Below are 17408 nucleotides of genomic sequence, written 5' to 3' on the forward strand. Positions count from 1 at the left end.
GAGTAGAAGTTGTTCATATGGATGGAGAAAGTTATCGGATGAAAAATCGTCAACAGCTTTTCGAGGCGGAAATGTAAAAGGCATCTTAGCGTAAAGTGTAAAAAACTACTTGACGGTTACAGCTTTTATATAGTATAGGCTATATCCAAAGCTTAAGACTTGGATTTTATAACGTCCTATTATACGGAATCGCTCTAGCTATTTTGTTATCAATTCAAGTAAACTTATCTTATAAAAAGAATGATTACTTATCCAACGAGTTAGACGTAACCGAACAAGCTTATTTGGTAGCGCAAATAAAGCCCCACTTTTTCTTCAACACATTAACAAGCGTTATGTCGTTATGTTATACAGATGGAAAAAAGGCTGCTTAATTATTATCACATTTCAGTAATTTTCTAAGACATTCCTTTGAATTTAACGCTAAAGATGTTTTTATTACGGTTGAAAGAGAATTGAAACTATTAAACTCTTATATCGCCATTGAACAAGCACGCTTCGATGAGAAATTACAAGTCGTGTTTGAAGTGTATGAAGAAGTTTTACAAGAGTCTATACTCCCTCTGTCAATCCAACCTTTAGTAGAAAATGCCATCCTTCATGGTATACGTCCAATAGATGAAGGTGGAATTATTACAGTGTCTATCAGTAAAAATGACACACATTTAAAGATTGCGGTTATTGATAATGGGATTGGGTTAACTCCAGAAAAAATATCAAACATAATAAATGATAAAACAACTAAGCAAGGTATAGGTATTTCTAATATTAATAAACGATTGGAAAAGTTTTATCAGACACAATTAACAATTGAAAGTGAATTGGGATTATGGACAAAGGTACAATTTGAGGTACCAATTAACTAAAAAAGGAGCTTAATTAAGTGTTAAAAGCTGTAATAGTTGATGATGAAAGATTAGTCTCAAATTTTTTGAAAATGCAATTAGAACATTCGAATTTAGTAAACGTTGTTGAGGAATTTATCAGACCCATCGATGCATTAAATGAAATTCCAGTGATTAAGCCAGATGTAGCTTTTCTTGATATCGAAATGCCAGGAATGAATGGAATTGAACTCGGTACGAAATTGTTAAATAAATTTCCGAATTTAGAAATTGTTTATGTTACAGCTTATAATCAATACGCCGTAGAAGCTTTTAAACTTTACGCGATACACTACATATTAAAACCATCCGACGAAGAAGATGTTCTTGAAGCAATACAAAGATTGATTGACAAGAAGAGTTATCAGATGATGCAAAGTGATAATTCATTAAAAATCGAACTCCTTGGACATATAAAAGTTTTCCAGAACGATAAAGAAATTCGTTTAAAATGGACTACTGTAAAAGTTGAAGAATTATTTTCTTTAATGGTCCTACATCGAAAAAATGGCATAGAAAAATGGCAAATTATCGAGAAGCTATGGCCTAGTATCGAAATGAAAAAGGCAGAACAAAATCTATACACAACCATTTACAGACTAAAGAAAACTTTTTTAGAAAGTGGTATTCAACTCACGATTGAAAACATTAAAGGTAAATATTATATAGAATTATCCGATTGTTCAATAGATATTGAAGAGAAAACAGATTGGAGTATTGATCAACTTTTTGGAGATCGGGTTTATAAATGGAAGCAAGAATTAATAAGAAGCTAAAGAATAATAGAAAGGAGAATTTGAGTACACTCAAATTCTCCTTATTTGTTAGACTAGAGTTGTTTCAACTTCTTTTGGTTTAACGGGTTTTTTTGAACTGGCTAATTCAGCACATTCTTTAAAGGCGAAATGTTTACATCCAAGACAAGCGCTTCTGTTTATACAACCTAATGCGCAATTGATTGCATCTCCTGTATGAACAAAGAAGTTTTGCTCACCAATTTCATTCGTTAAACCACTTTGATCCATTGCAAGTTTTAAAGATGGACGAACTTCAGTTACTAACAACGTTCCCCCGTGACTTTTAAAATCAGTAATAATATTTCTGAAATATTCCTCTCCCGTTGTATCAATGAAAGGCACTTTTCTTAATCGTAAAATAAGTACTTTAGGTTTTGCATTAATAGAAGACAAGATTGATTGCTCAAAGGTTTGAGCAGCCCCGAAGAATAACGGCCCTTCCACTGTGTAAATACTCACTTGTGGACAATCATGGTTTGGACTTACAACATGAGGTAATACTTTCCCATTACTGCTTTCATGATCTGGTAAAACTTTCGAAACAACTAACATTTCACTCATACGTTTTGCAAATAGAATAATCGCTAGTAGTAGACCAACTTCAACAGCAACAGTTAAACTTGTAAATACAGTTAAAAGGAACGTAATTACTAAAACTAATGAATCCCCAGATTTTAATTTTAATATATGAGCAAAATGTTTTCGCTCACTCATATTCCAAGCAACCATCATTAATACTGGTGCTAAAGCTGCTAATGGAATATGTGTTGCAAGAGGTGCAAAAACAAGTAACGTTAATAAAACGAACACCCCATGAATAACACCAGACATTGGTGAAGTAGCACCGGATTTAATGTTTGTTGCTGTTCGAGCAATTGCTCCAGTAGCAGGTATACCTCCAAAGAATGGTGTCACGATATTTGCAATCCCTTGCCCGATTAACTCTCGATTACTATTATGTTTACTGTTTGTCATACCATCTGCTACAACTGCAGATAATAACGATTCAATACCACCAAGCATGGCAATAACAAATGCAGGTCCAATCAACATTTGTATTCTATCTAAAGTAATTTCCGGAATTCCAAAGGACGGTAATGAATTTGGAATTGCTCCATAAGTAGAACCAATTGTCGCAACTTGACCACTGAAAAATAGTGCAGTTACAACAGAAGAAACAATAATTCCTACTAATGCTCCCGGAACTTTTGGTAATACTTTTGGTGTTAATAACATAATAACGAAACAAATCGCAGCAACTAAAATACTATAAATACTCATAGTATTTAAGTGACTAGCAATCTCTTTCATATTATCGATAAAACGTTCGTGTTGCTCAATCCCTTTTAGACCTAAGAAATTAGAAATTTGACCGGTAAATATGATGACAGCAATACCAGCTGTAAATCCGATTGTTACTGGTCTAGGTATATATTTAATTAATACCCCTAGTTTGAAGACTCCCATCAATACGAGCATGACGCCAGCCATCAATCCTGCGATTAATAAATTCTCGTATCCATAAGAAATAACGATTCCTAATAGAATTGGAACAAAGGCACCAGTAGGACCCCCAATTTGATATTTTGACCCACCTAATAGTGAAATTAAAATCCCCGCGATGACTGCGGTATAAATTCCGTACTCGGGCTTTACACCTGAAGCAATTGCAAAGGACATTGCTAATGGAATTGCGACAATCCCTACAATTGTTCCAGATAATAAATCCTTCTTAAAATGATCAAATGAATACCCCTCAAATCTCCCTGTCCAAAACTTACTCATGTTATCCCTTCTTTTAATAGAATTTCACACAAAATTTCTCTTTCAGGCAAAAAATATCTCGGAAGTGAATATAGGTTAAATTATTCATATTCTAACATATTTTTGGAAAATAGAAAGAAAAAATTAGTAGCAAGTATGCTACTAACTTTTATTATCATTAAGTAATAATTGTCCTCATAATACCATCGAAAGATATTATTGACCAGTTATTTTTTAATGATATCTTTTATTAATGTTGGGGCTTCGACAGGTTCATTTGAAATAATAATATGTTTATACAATTTCTCAATTACTTCTGGAATATCTTCTTTGTTCGAATGGATTGTAACAAGAGATTCCCCATCCTTGACAGAATCCCCTACTTTTTTATGAAGTACTAATCCAACTGCTAAATCGATTGTTGACTCTTTAGTAGCGCGACCTGCACCGAGTAACATCGCTGCTACACCAACATCATCTGCTTCAATTTTTTCAACGTATCCTGATTGTTTAGCCGGAAGTTCAATTTGGAATTTCGCTTGAGGTAAAAGAGATGGATCATCAACAACCGATGCATCTCCACCTTGAGCAGTAATAAACTTCTTAAATACGTCTAAAGCTTTTCCGTTCTGAACTACTTCTTCAAGTAGTACTCTAGCTTCTTCTAATGATTTGGCTTTATTACCGAGTACAATCATTTGCGATCCAAGTGTATAGCATAATTCCATTAAATCTTTCGGACCGTTACCTTTTAATGTATCAATCGCTTCTTTTACTTCAAGGGCATTCCCAATAGCAAAGCCAAGGGGTTGACTCATATCAGAAATAATGGCCATTGTTTTTCTACCTACATTATTCCCAATTTGTACCATTGCTTGGGCTAAAGCTTTTGCATCTTCGTAAGTTTTCATGAATGCACCGTCGCCTGTTTTCACGTCTAAAACAATGGCATCTGCACCTGCAGCAATTTTCTTCGACATAATTGAACTCGCAATTAAAGGAATGCTTGGTACTGTACCGGTTACATCACGTAAAGCATACAATTTTTTGTCAGCTGGTGTTAAATTTCCACTTTGCCCTATTACCGCCGTTCCAATTTCATTTACCTGTTTCATAAATTGTTCATTGGAAAGTTCAACATGAAACCCTTTAATAGACTCTAATTTATCGATGGTTCCACCTGTATGCCCTAATCCACGTCCGCTCATTTTGGCTACAGGAACGCCCACTGCTGCAACCATTGCTGCAAGGGAAAGAGTTGTTGTATCCCCTACTCCGCCAGTGGAATGTTTATCCACTTTAATTCCTTCAATTCCAGATAAATCGATTTGGTCGCCTGATTCAACCATCGCCATTGTTAAATCAGCTCTCTCACGCTCATTCATATCTTGGAAATAAATTGCCATCATTAAACTACTTACTTGATAGTCAGGAATCGAACCATCTGTATAACCATCAACAAAGAAACGAATTTCTTCAGTAGTTAGCTCTTCCCCATTACGCTTTTTTTCAATAATATCAACCATTCTCACGGCTTTAACCCCCTACTTCAAATTCGATAAAAAACTTGTGCCAAATTGTGGTGCAGCTACATTAAAGTTTTCTGCAATCGTCGCAGCAATATCAGCAAATGTTTTACGTAAAGGTAATTCTGTGCCTTGTTCAAATCTTGGTGAATAAACAATTAACGGAACAAATTCACGTGTATGGTCTGTACCTGGGAATGTTGGGTCGTTTCCATGGTCAGCTGTAATAATTAATAAATCATCCTCATTTAATGCCGTTAACACTTCTGGTAAACGGCGGTCAAATTCCTCTAAAGCTTCTCCGTATCCGATTGGATCACGACGATGGCCAAAGTTCGCATCAAAATCAACTAAATTTAAGAAGCTGATTCCGTGGAAATCTCGTTTTACCACTTCAGCAAATTTATCCATTCCGTCATCATTATTTTTTGTGCGGACTGCATCTGTTACGCCTTCACCGTTGAAAATATCAGAAATTTTACCAATAGCAATTACGTCAAGTCCTGCATCCTTTAATTCATTCATTGTTGTTCGTCCGAATGGTTTTAAGGCATAGTCGTGACGATTGGATGTTCTTGTAAAGTTACCAGGCGTTCCGATAAATGGACGTGCAATTACACGACCCACTAAAAATTCAGGGTCTAACGTTAGTTCACGAGCAATTTCACATATTTTATATAGTTCATCTAAAGGAACAATTTCTTCGTGGGCTGCAATTTGTAACACTGGGTCTGCAGATGTATAGACGATAATAGCACCTGTTTCCATATGTTCTTTACCTAGTTCATCAATAATAGCAGTACCACTTGCAGGTTTATTCCCAATTACTTTTCGACCGATTTTTTCTTCTAACTGTTGGATTAATTCTTGAGGGAAACCTTCTGGGTACACTTTAAACGGTTTGTCGATATTTAAACCCATAATCTCCCAATGCCCCGTCATTGTATCTTTCCCGACAGACGCTTCTTGCATCATACCGTAAAACGCTTTTGGTTGCTCAGCTTTTGCAATTCCTTTTAATTCACGAATATTCGATAAACCAAGGGATTCCATATTCGGCATTGTTAAACCGTTCATTTTTTCTGCAATATGACCTAATGTGTCTGAACCTTCATCTCCAAAGTTTGCTGCATCAGGCGCTTCTCCAATGCCTACTGAATCCATTACTACTACATGTATTTTTTTAAAGGGTTTCATCATTTCGTCCTCCTCTTACAACGTTTATATTACCTAATTTGGCAAAAGAAATAAAGGTCAGACATCCGACAGACAATATTTTTTATGCATTATCTTAAGCTCTCGGATGAAATTGCTTATACACTTCGGATAATCTCGTCTTACTAATATGTGTATAAATTTGAGTTGTTGAGATGTCTGCATGTCCTAACATTTCTTGCACTGCTCGCAAATCCGCGCCATTTTCGATTAAATGCGTGGCAAAGCTATGTCTCAAAGTATGGGGTGTAATTTCTTTTTTGATATTTGCATTTGTTGCATGCTCTTTTAAGAGTTTCCAACAACCTTGTCGAGTTAAACGTTTTCCTCGCTGATTTATAAAAAATGCATCGGTTTTTGGATATTTACCTTGCAATTTATTCCGCGCAATTTGTAGATATTGATCACACGCTCGAATTGCACCTTTTCCAAGAGGCACAATTCTTTCTTTTCCCCCTTTTCCGTAAACGCGAACAAATCCCATCGTTAAATGGACATCCTCTAGGTTTAGTCCAATACATTCACTTATACGCATCCCTGTACCGTATAAAATTTCGAGCATTGCTACATCTCTAATGCCTTGTGGTTTATCACGGTTTGGTGTAGAAATTAAAGCATCAATTTCTTGGATGGATAAAACTTTTGGTAGTTTTTGTTCAATTTGAGGCATTTCTAAGTGTACAGTCGGGTCTTGCTCTGTCACTTTTTCGCGTAATAAAAATTGATGAAATGAGCGGATTGAGGAAATGTGACGAGCTATTGTACGTGCAGAAATTCCCTGATTCCGTAAGTTTTCTAAATGGATTAATATATGTGTTCTTTCTACGTGATTTAAACTTGATAGTCCCTGTTCTTTATTTAAATGATTTATATAATTCTCTAAATCTCGTCGATAGGAAGATAGTGTGTTAGTTGATAATTGTCGTTCAACTTGCAAAAAGTGAAGATAATCGTTTAGTGGATCTGTAAAATTTCTCATTTGGACAGGCCCCATTTCTATTTGCTACTTTTTATTTATTCTACCATGTAATGTCTAAAAACAAAAAAATCCCCTAGCGCAATAGGCACTAGGGGAAGTACTATTTACAGGTGACAATTAGGGCAATCTTTACATTTTGATGTGACACTATCTATTTTACAAAGAAGCTGGTAAATCTCTAAATCTAAGTTTAATAATTGATCCGTAAATTGATTTAGTAATGTTAATTCTGCATCACTTTTCCTTAGAACACTGTTTGTTATTTCCCCAAGCTTCACAATTAATTCTAATCGTTGTTCGTTTGTTTCAAGTAATCGTTTTTTAATGTCATGAATATCTAATTCCTTTTCGTAACTTGCTCTAACCAACCTGAATTCCCCCTTAAATTTAACAAAAATCCCCATCAATATAGTTATTACTGAAAATAAGTAACAATACATTAGTATTAAAGATATTATGGGGAGGTTCTAATTTATGCGTTCTAGCCACAATTGTGGAAAAATCGCCACAGATTCTGATGAATTATAGAATGCAGTTCCCCAGCAATTGATGGAGAAGATAACTTTCCATTTGCTCATCTTGTGAAAAGGAAATAAATAATGATAGGTATGCAGATTTTCAAATTCTATTCGTTGGATGAAGGTACTTGGCATTATGAGCGGGAAAAACGATATGTCTTTCAGTTAGTTGATGGTGTTCTAAAAATCGCAAACATTGAGGATACAAAAACTGTTTCAAAAACAAAGTTAGATTAAAAGTGAAAAGGTGTACTTAAGTCACTATCTTAGGTACACCTTTTAATTATTTTTCTTCATTTTGTTGGTCATGGCAACGATGACAAATTCCGTGGAATGTTAATCGGTGGTCTTTAATTATAAAGTTCCAACGTTTTTCTACGATAACTTCAACGTCATCTAGTAAGTCTTCTTGAATTTCGTCAACAGCACCACATTCGATACAAACAAGATGGTGGTGGAAATGCTTTGCCCCTTCTTGTCGCAAATCATAACGGGACACGCCATCACCGAAGTTAATTTTGTCAACAATCTTTAATTCTGTTAATAATTCTAATGTACGGTATACTGTCGCAAGACCGATTTCTGGTGCTTTATCTTTTACAAGTAAGTAAACGTCCTCTGCACTTAAATGGTCTTCTTCATGTTCTAATAGCACTGCAACTGTCGCTTCACGCTGCGGCGTCAGTTTGTAGCCAGCACTATGTAATTGCTTTTTTATTCGATCAATACGGCTTTCCATAAGACGCCCTCCTAAACTCATCTCATTATACCAAATGAGTGAAAGCTATTACAAGAGAGGGATACTTTATTAATAAAAACTTCAAAGCTTTCATGTCATTAGCTTGGAATAATATAAGTAATGACTAAATTTTCACCGATACAAATAATGGATATTGCAATAATTAGTGTAACAAAAAGCCTTTGGGAGAAGAAAAATTTTCGGTTATTGCCAACTTTCTTTGATGCATATACGGAACAAAGAAGGAAAAGTAGAATGCAATAAAGAAATTGAAAAGGAAACCACCATACACTATAAACTAATAGTGATTCTTGTTGAGTTAATAGAAATACCGAACTAAATCCAAAAAAAGTAGCTTTAACTGCTACGACAAAACGTGCTAACACATGAAAATAAGGATGAGTCGTGAAAAATAATACTAGGACAATCCAAGGTATAAGGGGAAAAATTGTATTCCATATGGTGATTTTTTCTAATTCCAAAACTCTCGGATCTATATATTTAATTAACTCCATGGCCTTGTCCAGGGGAAATAACTGAAAACAAACGACACCGCTTACAAAGCTAATTGCTAGAATCACTGCAAATTGGATTACTAGAGTGGAACGATACATAAGCATTCTCCTTTCGTTGTTACCATCTTATGCTCGTCCTCTATCAATATACCCTCCAATTTTCAATCCATTCTATCAAATTTACTTTTTTATAAGAGTTTATAAACTAAAAAAACTTGCCTAATTTGTTAGGCAAGTTATGATTTATTTAATTTCATCCAAAGCACTGCAAATGCTGTTTTTGCATCATAAATGCGACCGTCTTTCACCATTTCTTCTGCTTCTTCTACAGATACTTGCATTAGTTCAACAAATTCGTCTTCATCAAGCTCTGCCTTTTCTTCAATTTCAAATAATTGCTCCGCTACAAAAAGGTGTATTACTTCATCCGCAAATCCAGGCGATGTTGCAAAGGTTTGAAGACAACTTAATTTGTGACAGCCGTACCCTGTTTCTTCTTCTAGTTCTCTTCGTGCAGTGACTTCAGGTGCTTCTCCTGGTTCAAGTTTCCCCGCAGGAATTTCGATAATCGATCTTTCCAATGCTTTCCTGTATTGTTCAACAAGAATTAATTTTCCTTCATCCGTAATTGCAATAACCGCCACTGCCCCTGGATGATTTACGATTTCTCGTTTAGATTGATTGCCATTTGGAAGTAGAACATCATCAACTTTTAATGAGATTACTTTCCCATTAAAGATTTGATTAGAACTTATCGTTTTCTCTTCAAATTTTTTCATTAAGATTCCTCGCTTGTCGTGTTCATTACATTCATTGTACCATTGTAGTTAGAAATTTGTATGGCAGAAAGGCGTGTAATAAATGAAAAAAAGAGCTCTTGGGAATAGCTCTATCGAAATCACCGAATTAAGTTTAGGTTGTATGTCTTTACCAACTACTATTGAAGATGCGAAACCAGTGATCTATTCTGCCATTGATTATGGTATTAATTATTTTGATACGGCAGACCTGTATGATCATGGGATGAACGAAGAAATTGTCGGTGAACTTTTAAAACCACACCGTAATGAAATTGTACTTGCTACAAAGGTTGGAAACAGATGGAATACAGGAGAAAATGGATGGAGTTGGGATCCTTCCCCTTCTCACATTGAAAACGGATTAAAGGAAAGCTTACGTCGATTAAAAACGGATTATATTGATGTTTATCAATTACACGGCGGAACAATTAACGACCCCTGGGATGACATTATTGAAACATTTGAACAACTAAAGGAACAAGGGTATATTCGCGAATATGGTATATCTTCTATACGTCCAAATGTGTTTACATCATTTTTGAAGAACAGTAATGCCATTTCAAATATGATGCAATATAACATATTAGATCGCCGCGCTGAGGAATGGTTTGAACAAATTGCTTCTGCAGGTACCTCAGTCGTGACAAGAGGTTCCATTGCGAAAGGCATTCTTACAAGTGACTGGAAAAATAGAATACAAAATTATATGAGTTATTCTAGTGAAGAACTACAACAAGTTATCCAATCTTTAGAATCTCATTACGAAGATATACATGCTCTTGCATTTGCATTTAATTTGAAACATCCTGTAGTTGCATCAACAGTAATAGGAGCCCGCAATAAAGAACAACTTGAACAAAATATCAAGGCATACGAAAAAGCACAAGGTATAACAGACTTATCCTTCGTTAATCAAATTACAAAGAAAGATGTTTATACCGATCATCGATGAAAAAGTATATTTTCCTCATCATTTCAGTCCTTATCGTATTATTTATGGTTTCCAGTATGTCTTATGAACAGCAAACGATTGTACCATCTTTGCAAGTTTTGTTGAAGGACGAGCCATTCTATGATTTTCTAAGTAAATTCGAATTTTATTATTGGGGTAGAACGATTTCAGTTGAAACTCGTGGCTATTATTACTTTATTGAATTTTTAGTAAGAAAAGGACTACATTTTGTCGGTTATGGATTTGTCGGATTATTGTTCTATTTATTCTATCGCAAGTTCAAGTTAAAACTTGCGATTATTTATGCCATTGCTTCTACATTTTTAGTTGCTTCCCTAGACGAATTTCGCCAAACTTTTGTCGCAGGAAGAACTGGAATTTTTCAAGATGTATTATTAGATACAGCAGGTGCCATTACTTTCTTATTACTATTTAAAGTCATTTACTCAATTAGATATTTGTTTAAAACTAGTGAAGAATAATAATTTGCTCCCCTTCTGATGGGGAGTTTTTTGTATTTTTCAAAACTTTTTTATCCTCATTCTAGCTATATCACACAGCATTTTTCTACATAACTATATTAAAATTCATATGTCCGTGTCGTATTTCTAGTTATATAGCATTGAAAAAAACAAAATAGATTGATAATATTGAACACAACATTTGGAAGTAAATTAAATAACCGCGATGAACGCTATGGGGTAACTATAGCCGGAGCAATTTCTGGAGAGAACGCATTTGCGTCGCCGAAGGGTTCACAATCTCAGGCAAAAGGACAGAAAAGTAACAAGTATAAGAAGTAATACTATTTTGTCTTACTATTTTTATATATTTTATTTGTTATTTTTTATGTCTAATGAGATGGGATATCCTATCTCATTTTTTTATTTTCTATGGAATATGGTAATAAAAAGGAGGCATTCTTGTGGCACAGCAAGAATTAAAACGTGACTTAAAAAATCGTCATGTCCAATTAATCGCAATAGGTGGAACAATTGGGACAGGCTTATTTTTAGGTTCTGGAGCAGCCATTGAAAAAGCTGGTCCTTCAATTATTTTCGTTTATTTAATTATTGGTATTGCATTATTTTTTGTCATGAGAGCATTAGGAGAACTATTATTATCAAACACTCGCTATCAATCGTTTAATGATTTTGCCGTTGATTATATCGGTCCTTGGGCAGGATATGTTACAGGATGGACCTATTGGTTTTGCTGGATTATGACTGCAATGGCCGATATTATTGCTGTCGGAATGTACGTACAATATTGGTTTGACATTCCGCAATGGATTCCAGCCCTTGTATGTTTAGTTATTCTACTATTTTTCAATCTACTGACTGTAAAATTATTTGGTGAATTAGAATTTTGGTTTGCAATCATTAAAGTAATAACAATCGTTGCTTTAATTGTTGTGGGAATTGTCATGTTAGTTATTGGCTTTGAAACAAACACCGGTACTGTTTCAGTAAGTAATCTTTGGTCACACGGTGGTCTCTTCCCGAATGGCATTACTGGATTTTTATTCGCCTTCCAAATGGTTGTATTTTCCTTTGTAGGAGTTGAAATTGTTGGTGTGTCCGCAGCTGAAACTTCTGATCCAAAGAAGAACATCCCATCTGCCATTAACAAAATTCCAATGCGTATTTTGTTATTTTACATTGGAGCCATCTTTGTCATTTTATGTATAAATCCTTGGACAAGTCTTAGTGCAGAAAACAGTCCTTTTGTACAAGTATTTAGTTTAGTCGGAATTCCAGTAGCAGCTGGGATTATCAATTTCGTTGTTCTCACTTCTGCAGCTTCTGCATGTAATAGCGGACTATTTTCAACGAGTAGAATTATGTTCAACTTAAGTAAAAATAACCAAGGTGCAAAATCTTTAGGTAAATTAAATGGAAACTCTGTACCAAGCAACGCTCTTCTAGTTTCAACGGTTGTTGTATCAATTGGTGGATTATTAAGTTATGTGATTCCAGATTCTGCATTCAGTGTTGTAACAACAATTAGTGCCATTTGTTTTATTTGGGTATGGGCTATTATTTTAATATCACATATACGTTATACAAGAAAACGACCTGATTTACATAAAAAATCAACGTTTAAAGCTCCATTAACACCATTTATCAATTATGTTGTATTGCTATTATTTTTAGCAATTTTAGTTATTATGTTTATTTCTGAGGATACTAGATCTGCATTATTACTTACACCAGTTTGGTTTATACTATTGTTGTTTACTTATGGAATGAGAAAAAGCGCTAAGTAATCTTGATGATTACTTAACGCTTTTTTCTTTTGGCGGGATTATTTTTGATTTTGGCGGGATAATTCACTATTTTGGCGGAATTATCGTTTAATTTGACGGGATATTTTACCACCAATTAAAATTTCGAACCTTTATCTCCGTACTTTTCTAATAGCTCTTCAAAGCTCATATTTTTCTCACGTTGTTTTCGTTCAAATGCTAGTTTTGCTTGACGCTCTTCTTCTTTTGCTTGCTCTTCTGCAACTAGGCTTTGTTTCGCAGCTTTTAATTTTGCTAACACATCAGCATTTAGTTGATCTTTTAATGTTACAGAATCATCTTTATTAACCGTTTGTTTTTGTTTCTTTGCCATTTTCTTCACCTACTCAAAATAAAGTCACTTTTAGTTTAACATTTTTTAGCCAAATTTCACGAAAGAACTCTCTAATATAAAGAACCTATTAAAGTATATTTGCGTAAAATAATAATAACCATTCATGTATTAATACACTCGTATGAAGTGAATAGGAATATTCAATACTATGTAGGAATCGAGGTGTTTTTAATGAAACGAAAAAAAGTATTATGGCTATCTAGTATTATTACTACTCTCTCTGCTATCACTACTGGTTTTGGATTTATGGTGACGAATCGTTTAATGTATATAAAAAAGAAAGATGATCATTTCATTTACGATCGTGAATTAAAAGCACAACGTTTTGATGAAAATTGGTTTAACAATTGTCCGAAAGAAGAATTAAGCATTGATTCTCCAAACGGATATCCAATAAAAGGGATTTTCTTTAAACCCCTTAATACAAACAATACCATTATTATCTGTCACGGTGTAACGGAAAATAAAATTAATTCCGTTCGATATGCACGTATGTTTGAACGTCTAGGATTCAATTCTTTTGTATTTGATCATCGCCGACATGGTGAATCAGGTGGAAAGACAACAAGCTATGGATATTATGAAAAGTTCGATCTTGCAGCTGTTGTAAAAACTGTAAAAACTCTTATTGGTAATGATGCGATACTTGGTATTCACGGTGAATCAATGGGTGCAGCAAGTATGATTTTATATGCGGGATTAGTGGAAGATGGCGCAGACTTTTATATAGCAGATTGTGGTTTCTCTAATTTTTCCGAACTGATTGCTCAAATTGTGAAAAAGGAAACCATTTTACGAACAAAACTGCCAATTCATTTAGCAGACTTTTTCTTAAGATTGCGAGACGGTTATTCTTTAAAAAGCATTACACCAAAAGAGGCAGTAAAAAATATTCAAGCTCCAATGTTGTTCATTCATAGCATGGAGGATGATTTTATCTTACCGTACATGACAAAAGAAATGTACGAAGAAAAAAGCGAACCGAAAATGTTAAAGCTTTTTGAAAAAGGTGCTCATGCCCAAAGCTTTAATCAAAACCCACAAGAATATGAAGAGGTTGTATCGGAGTTTTTACAAAATTATGTACTCGTCAAAGAGTTGGAAAAGGAAATATCATAGTAAGGAGTGCTCATCGTGATGTGTAGCACTCTTTTTTGTTGTATATATGAATAAAACTTTCTGCTGATTTTCCACAATTTATATCTATCGATAATTTGAATACTATTTTTTTCTGAAATCCCCATCAAAATTTATATTCATTGAGGGGATGAATACATTTTCTGCTGTAATCTTCTTCAAATTTTGTATTCATTGTGGGGATGAATACATTTTCCGCTGTAATCCTCATCAATTTTTGTATTCATTGTGGGGATGAATACATTTTCTGCTGAGATCTTCATCAATTTTTGTATTCATTGTGGGGATGAATACATTTTCCGCTGTAATCCTCATCAATTTTTGTATTCATTGTGGGGATGAATACATTTTCTGCTGAGATCTTCATCAATTTTTGTATTCATTGAGGGGATGAATACATTTTCTGCTGTAATCCTCATCAATTTTTGTATTCATTGAGGGGATGAATACATTTTCTGCTGAGATCTTCATCAATTTTTATATTCATTGAGGGGATGAATACATTTTCCGCTGTAATCCTCATCAATTTTTGTATTCATTGTGGGGATGAATACATTTTCTGCTGAGATCTTCATCAATTTTTGTATTCATTGAGGGGATGAATACATTTTCTGCTGTAATCCTCATCAATTTTTGTATTCATTGTGGGGATGAATACATTTTCTGCTGAGATCTTCATCAATTTTTGTATTCATTCAGAGTTTACATATCATAAAATGAATATTCTTTCCTTCTCTCTTACATAGATAGATATAAATTATAATTGCCCCCCCACTTAGAATCGGTTCTCAGATGTACAAATAACAATTCAGCAAGATTCCTACCCATTTAAATCACCATCAACCATCATCATCCATTTTAAAACAAAATAAAAACAACAGTTCATTCAAATGAAGACTGTTGTTGTTTGTTTTGCGATTATTTATCTTGGAATTTGTTCATTTGTGCCATCATTTGACGAACTTGTTTCTCAGATGGTTTACGTCCCATTTGAGCCATCATGACACGAATCATTTGTTCATTAATTGGTGGGTTTTCTTTTAAATATTTCATCATATATTGACGCGCTAAATAGAAACCAAGTGCTGTTCCTCCAGCTAGTGCGATAATAACGATAATAATCCAAATCCATGTAGCCATTTGTGCCTACCTCCTCCACTTACGAATACATCGAGATAACTCTCCATGAAGGATTATACACTATAAATTTTATGGATACTAGCTTTTCACTTGTTTTTTCTATTTTTTCGACAAACTCAATCTAGTAAGAAACATGCTTAACTGGTTTTAACCAACCACATTCCGCTTCTTCTTTGTTAAAGGCAATAAAGGAATCATTCATTTGACTTAAAGAATGAAACAAATCTAGATCCAACATCCGTGAGCCTTCGCAAATTGCTTCTATATGGTAAGTACATAATTTTAGTTTTAGGCCACCTTTAAATTGGTGTTCAAATATAAAATAATCATCTTCCCTTTTTATATTTGGAAAGCTCTTTTTTAAATGTTCATATATAACACTTTGTTCTAAACTTCCTTCTATTGGTTCGCAGATAAAACTTAGCTGCTTACTAACAGAGGACTCGAGAGCTTGCCCTTTTGATGATACCATTTCTAGAAGCAATCTTTCTCTACCAAACACAAAAGATTGATATTGTTTTTTTATATTAAAAATCGAATATTTTCTCATATGCGTCCTCCTCTCTTTAAACTCATTATATAAGAAGAAATCTGAATTTTTTGTCAAAGAGTGTCATGATTTCATTTCTATTTTTGTCAAATAAGAGGGAAACTAACTTTTCGTATTGTTGTCCTAGTTCCTCTCAGCCTCTAGACCTAGTTGAAAATGCAATTCCAGTCCGTTTTAAGAAATTGGCAGGAGAGATAACATAGAGACATAACGAAAGGAGCTAGAAAAAATGAAAAAATTACTTATCTTACTTGCTGGAGGAATTGCTGCTATTGTTGCACTTAGTCTAACGGGGCCATTACTTGGATTTGCTTTTTCAGCATTGTTAGTCTTTGCTGGTATGCACTACTATGTAAAATCGAAATCAACTATTTCGAAAATCTTCTATGTAGTACTAGGGTTAATCGGTGTATTCTCAGCAATTTCAAATATTCCAGCGTTAATTGGTCTTGGTGCTTTAGCGGTAATTTATGTTCTATATAAAAAATGGAACAATGAGGAAGTTTCTTTTAGCAATGTAACAATTAAAGAAGATGATCCATTCACAAACTTTGAAAACGAATGGGCAAAACTTACAAAATAAGGGAGAGGTAAAAATGATGGGTTTATTAAAAAGATTTAAGTATACAATTGAGGCAGATTTACACGAAATGTTTGATAAAAAGGAACGTAAAAATCCAATCGCAATGTTAAATCAATATATCCGTGAAGCAGAAAAACAAACAGAACAAACTGGTAAATTACTAACACGTCAGGCACAATTAAAAGAGCAGTTAGAAAAAGAATTAAAAGAAACAACAGAAATGTTAGAAAAGCGTTCAAATCAACTTCAACTTGCCCAAGCAAATGGCGAAGAAGATTTAATTCTATTCGCAACACAAGAAGTGGAAGCTTACAAAACTCGCCAAGTTACTTTAGCTACAAGTCTTGAAAAAGCGGATGAAGAATTTATTTCTTTAGAACGCAAATTTGAGACAATGAAGCACAAAATTAAAGATATGAAAGTTCGTCAATTACAACTAATGGGTAAAGAAAATGTTACTCGTGCTCACCATAAAATGGATAATGTTTTAAAATCAAATGATGAAACGGATTTTAACGAGCTATCTTCATACATCGATAATCTTGCAAACAACATTGAAAAAGATTACGAACGTACTCAACTTGAAGCACGTTTAGCACAACTAGAAAAGACAAAAGCACTAGAAATGACAGAACAAAAGTAATTCGAACATGATATAATTGTCAAG

At 34.2% G+C, this 17408-nt stretch carries 20 protein-coding genes, 1 pseudogene and 1 riboswitch; of the genes and pseudogenes, 10 read left to right on the forward strand and 11 right to left on the reverse strand.

Features of this window, described 5'->3' with window-relative positions; all coding sequences use genetic code 11:
- Positions 1 to 284 precede the first annotated feature (284 nt).
- From D8M03_RS17955 to D8M03_RS06355, 3 genes and pseudogenes are all read left to right on the forward strand, one after another.
- A pseudogene (locus tag D8M03_RS17955) lies at positions 285 to 500 on the forward strand (histidine kinase); the annotation flags it as partial.
- A 27-nt stretch (positions 501 to 527) separates the two neighbouring features.
- On the forward strand, positions 528 to 866 hold the full coding sequence (locus D8M03_RS06350) for a sensor histidine kinase (RefSeq protein ID WP_281272149.1): 339 nt from the start codon (positions 528 to 530) through the stop codon (positions 864 to 866).
- Between the two features lie 17 nt (positions 867 to 883).
- The gene (locus D8M03_RS06355; RefSeq protein ID WP_121213943.1) at positions 884 to 1660 is read left to right on the forward strand and encodes a response regulator; all 777 of its coding nucleotides are present in this window, start codon (positions 884 to 886) and stop codon (positions 1658 to 1660) included.
- A 48-nt stretch (positions 1661 to 1708) separates the two neighbouring features.
- Here D8M03_RS06355 and D8M03_RS06360 read toward each other — a convergent pair whose 3' ends face one another.
- From D8M03_RS06360 to D8M03_RS06380, 5 genes are all read right to left on the reverse strand, one after another.
- Positions 1709 to 3466, reverse strand: a complete 1758-nt coding sequence (locus tag D8M03_RS06360; protein WP_121213944.1) for a SulP family inorganic anion transporter — start codon at positions 3464 to 3466, stop codon at positions 1709 to 1711.
- 206 nt (positions 3467 to 3672) lie between these two features.
- A complete protein-coding gene (locus tag D8M03_RS06365) occupies positions 3673 to 4977 on the reverse strand; it encodes a pyrimidine-nucleoside phosphorylase (protein WP_121213945.1) in 1305 nt (434 codons plus the stop codon).
- A 12-nt stretch (positions 4978 to 4989) separates the two neighbouring features.
- Positions 4990 to 6168, reverse strand: coding sequence for a phosphopentomutase (gene deoB / locus D8M03_RS06370; protein WP_121213946.1), 1179 nt, complete (start codon positions 6166 to 6168; stop codon positions 4990 to 4992).
- A 94-nt stretch (positions 6169 to 6262) separates the two neighbouring features.
- Positions 6263 to 7165, reverse strand: coding sequence for a site-specific tyrosine recombinase XerD (gene xerD / locus D8M03_RS06375; protein WP_121213947.1), 903 nt, complete (start codon positions 7163 to 7165; stop codon positions 6263 to 6265).
- Between the two features lie 104 nt (positions 7166 to 7269).
- Positions 7270 to 7533, reverse strand: coding sequence for a hypothetical protein (locus D8M03_RS06380; protein ID WP_121213948.1), 264 nt, complete (start codon positions 7531 to 7533; stop codon positions 7270 to 7272).
- A gap of 231 nt (positions 7534 to 7764) precedes the next feature.
- Between D8M03_RS06380 and D8M03_RS17675 the strand changes: the two genes are divergently transcribed.
- Positions 7765 to 7920 carry a hypothetical protein gene (locus D8M03_RS17675; RefSeq protein WP_170148398.1) on the forward strand — a complete coding sequence of 52 codons (156 nt, stop codon included), beginning with the start codon at positions 7765 to 7767 and terminating at the stop codon, positions 7918 to 7920.
- A gap of 46 nt (positions 7921 to 7966) precedes the next feature.
- Here D8M03_RS17675 and fur read toward each other — a convergent pair whose 3' ends face one another.
- The 3 genes from fur to D8M03_RS06395 form a co-directional block, all read right to left on the reverse strand.
- The gene (gene fur, locus D8M03_RS06385) at positions 7967 to 8422 is read right to left on the reverse strand and encodes a ferric iron uptake transcriptional regulator (protein WP_121213949.1); all 456 of its coding nucleotides are present in this window, start codon (positions 8420 to 8422) and stop codon (positions 7967 to 7969) included.
- 98 nt (positions 8423 to 8520) lie between these two features.
- Complete coding sequence (locus D8M03_RS06390) at positions 8521 to 9036, reverse strand: hypothetical protein (protein WP_121213950.1); 516 nt, start codon at positions 9034 to 9036, stop codon at positions 8521 to 8523.
- 137 nt (positions 9037 to 9173) lie between these two features.
- Complete coding sequence (locus D8M03_RS06395) at positions 9174 to 9716, reverse strand: NUDIX domain-containing protein (protein WP_121213951.1); 543 nt, start codon at positions 9714 to 9716, stop codon at positions 9174 to 9176.
- Positions 9717 to 9798: 82 nt separating this feature from the next.
- On the opposite strand from D8M03_RS06395, the gene D8M03_RS06400 reads away from it, so the two are divergent.
- The 3 genes from D8M03_RS06400 (at position 9799) to D8M03_RS06410 (ending at position 12958) form a co-directional block, all read left to right on the forward strand.
- Positions 9799 to 10689 (forward strand): aldo/keto reductase, encoded by an 891-nt coding sequence (locus tag D8M03_RS06400; RefSeq protein WP_121213952.1) that lies wholly within the window; start codon positions 9799 to 9801, stop codon positions 10687 to 10689.
- Positions 10686 to 11171 (forward strand): VanZ family protein, encoded by a 486-nt coding sequence (locus tag D8M03_RS06405; RefSeq protein WP_121213953.1) that lies wholly within the window; start codon positions 10686 to 10688, stop codon positions 11169 to 11171. Before D8M03_RS06400 ends, D8M03_RS06405 begins: the two co-directional genes overlap by 4 nt.
- A 231-nt stretch (positions 11172 to 11402) precedes the next feature.
- Positions 11403 to 11478: riboswitch (glycine riboswitch) on the forward strand.
- A 136-nt stretch (positions 11479 to 11614) separates the two neighbouring features.
- Positions 11615 to 12958 carry an amino acid permease gene (locus D8M03_RS06410; protein WP_121213954.1) on the forward strand — a complete coding sequence of 448 codons (1344 nt, stop codon included), beginning with the start codon at positions 11615 to 11617 and terminating at the stop codon, positions 12956 to 12958.
- A 115-nt stretch (positions 12959 to 13073) separates the two neighbouring features.
- Here the strand turns inward: D8M03_RS06410 and D8M03_RS06415 are convergent, their stop codons facing one another.
- A complete protein-coding gene (locus D8M03_RS06415; protein WP_121213955.1) occupies positions 13074 to 13310 on the reverse strand; it encodes a YqkE family protein in 237 nt (78 codons plus the stop codon).
- Between the two features lie 192 nt (positions 13311 to 13502).
- Here D8M03_RS06415 and D8M03_RS06420 point away from each other — a divergent pair, with 192 nt between their 5' ends.
- Positions 13503 to 14450: an alpha/beta hydrolase gene (locus tag D8M03_RS06420; RefSeq protein WP_121213956.1), complete on the forward strand. Its 948-nt coding sequence runs from the start codon at positions 13503 to 13505 to the stop codon at positions 14448 to 14450.
- 936 nt (positions 14451 to 15386) lie between these two features.
- On the opposite strand, the gene D8M03_RS06425 is transcribed toward D8M03_RS06420, so the two are convergent.
- Both D8M03_RS06425 and sirA read right to left on the reverse strand, forming a co-directional pair.
- Positions 15387 to 15608: a YneF family protein gene (locus tag D8M03_RS06425; RefSeq protein ID WP_121213957.1), complete on the reverse strand. Its 222-nt coding sequence runs from the start codon at positions 15606 to 15608 to the stop codon at positions 15387 to 15389.
- A gap of 121 nt (positions 15609 to 15729) precedes the next feature.
- Positions 15730 to 16158 (reverse strand): sporulation inhibitor of replication protein SirA, encoded by a 429-nt coding sequence (gene sirA, locus D8M03_RS06430; RefSeq protein ID WP_121213958.1) that lies wholly within the window; start codon positions 16156 to 16158, stop codon positions 15730 to 15732.
- 229 nt (positions 16159 to 16387) lie between these two features.
- Here sirA and D8M03_RS06435 point away from each other — a divergent pair, with 229 nt between their 5' ends.
- Complete coding sequence (locus tag D8M03_RS06435) at positions 16388 to 16741, forward strand: lmo0954 family membrane protein (protein ID WP_121213959.1); 354 nt, start codon at positions 16388 to 16390, stop codon at positions 16739 to 16741.
- 13 nt (positions 16742 to 16754) lie between these two features.
- A complete protein-coding gene (locus tag D8M03_RS06440) occupies positions 16755 to 17384 on the forward strand; it encodes a PspA/IM30 family protein (protein WP_414674152.1) in 630 nt (209 codons plus the stop codon).
- Positions 17385 to 17408 lie beyond the last annotated feature (24 nt).

Origin of the sequence: Ureibacillus endophyticus, from assembly GCF_003628435.1 — a bacterium.
Lineage (GTDB): Bacteria > Bacillota > Bacilli > Bacillales_A > Planococcaceae > Ureibacillus > Ureibacillus endophyticus.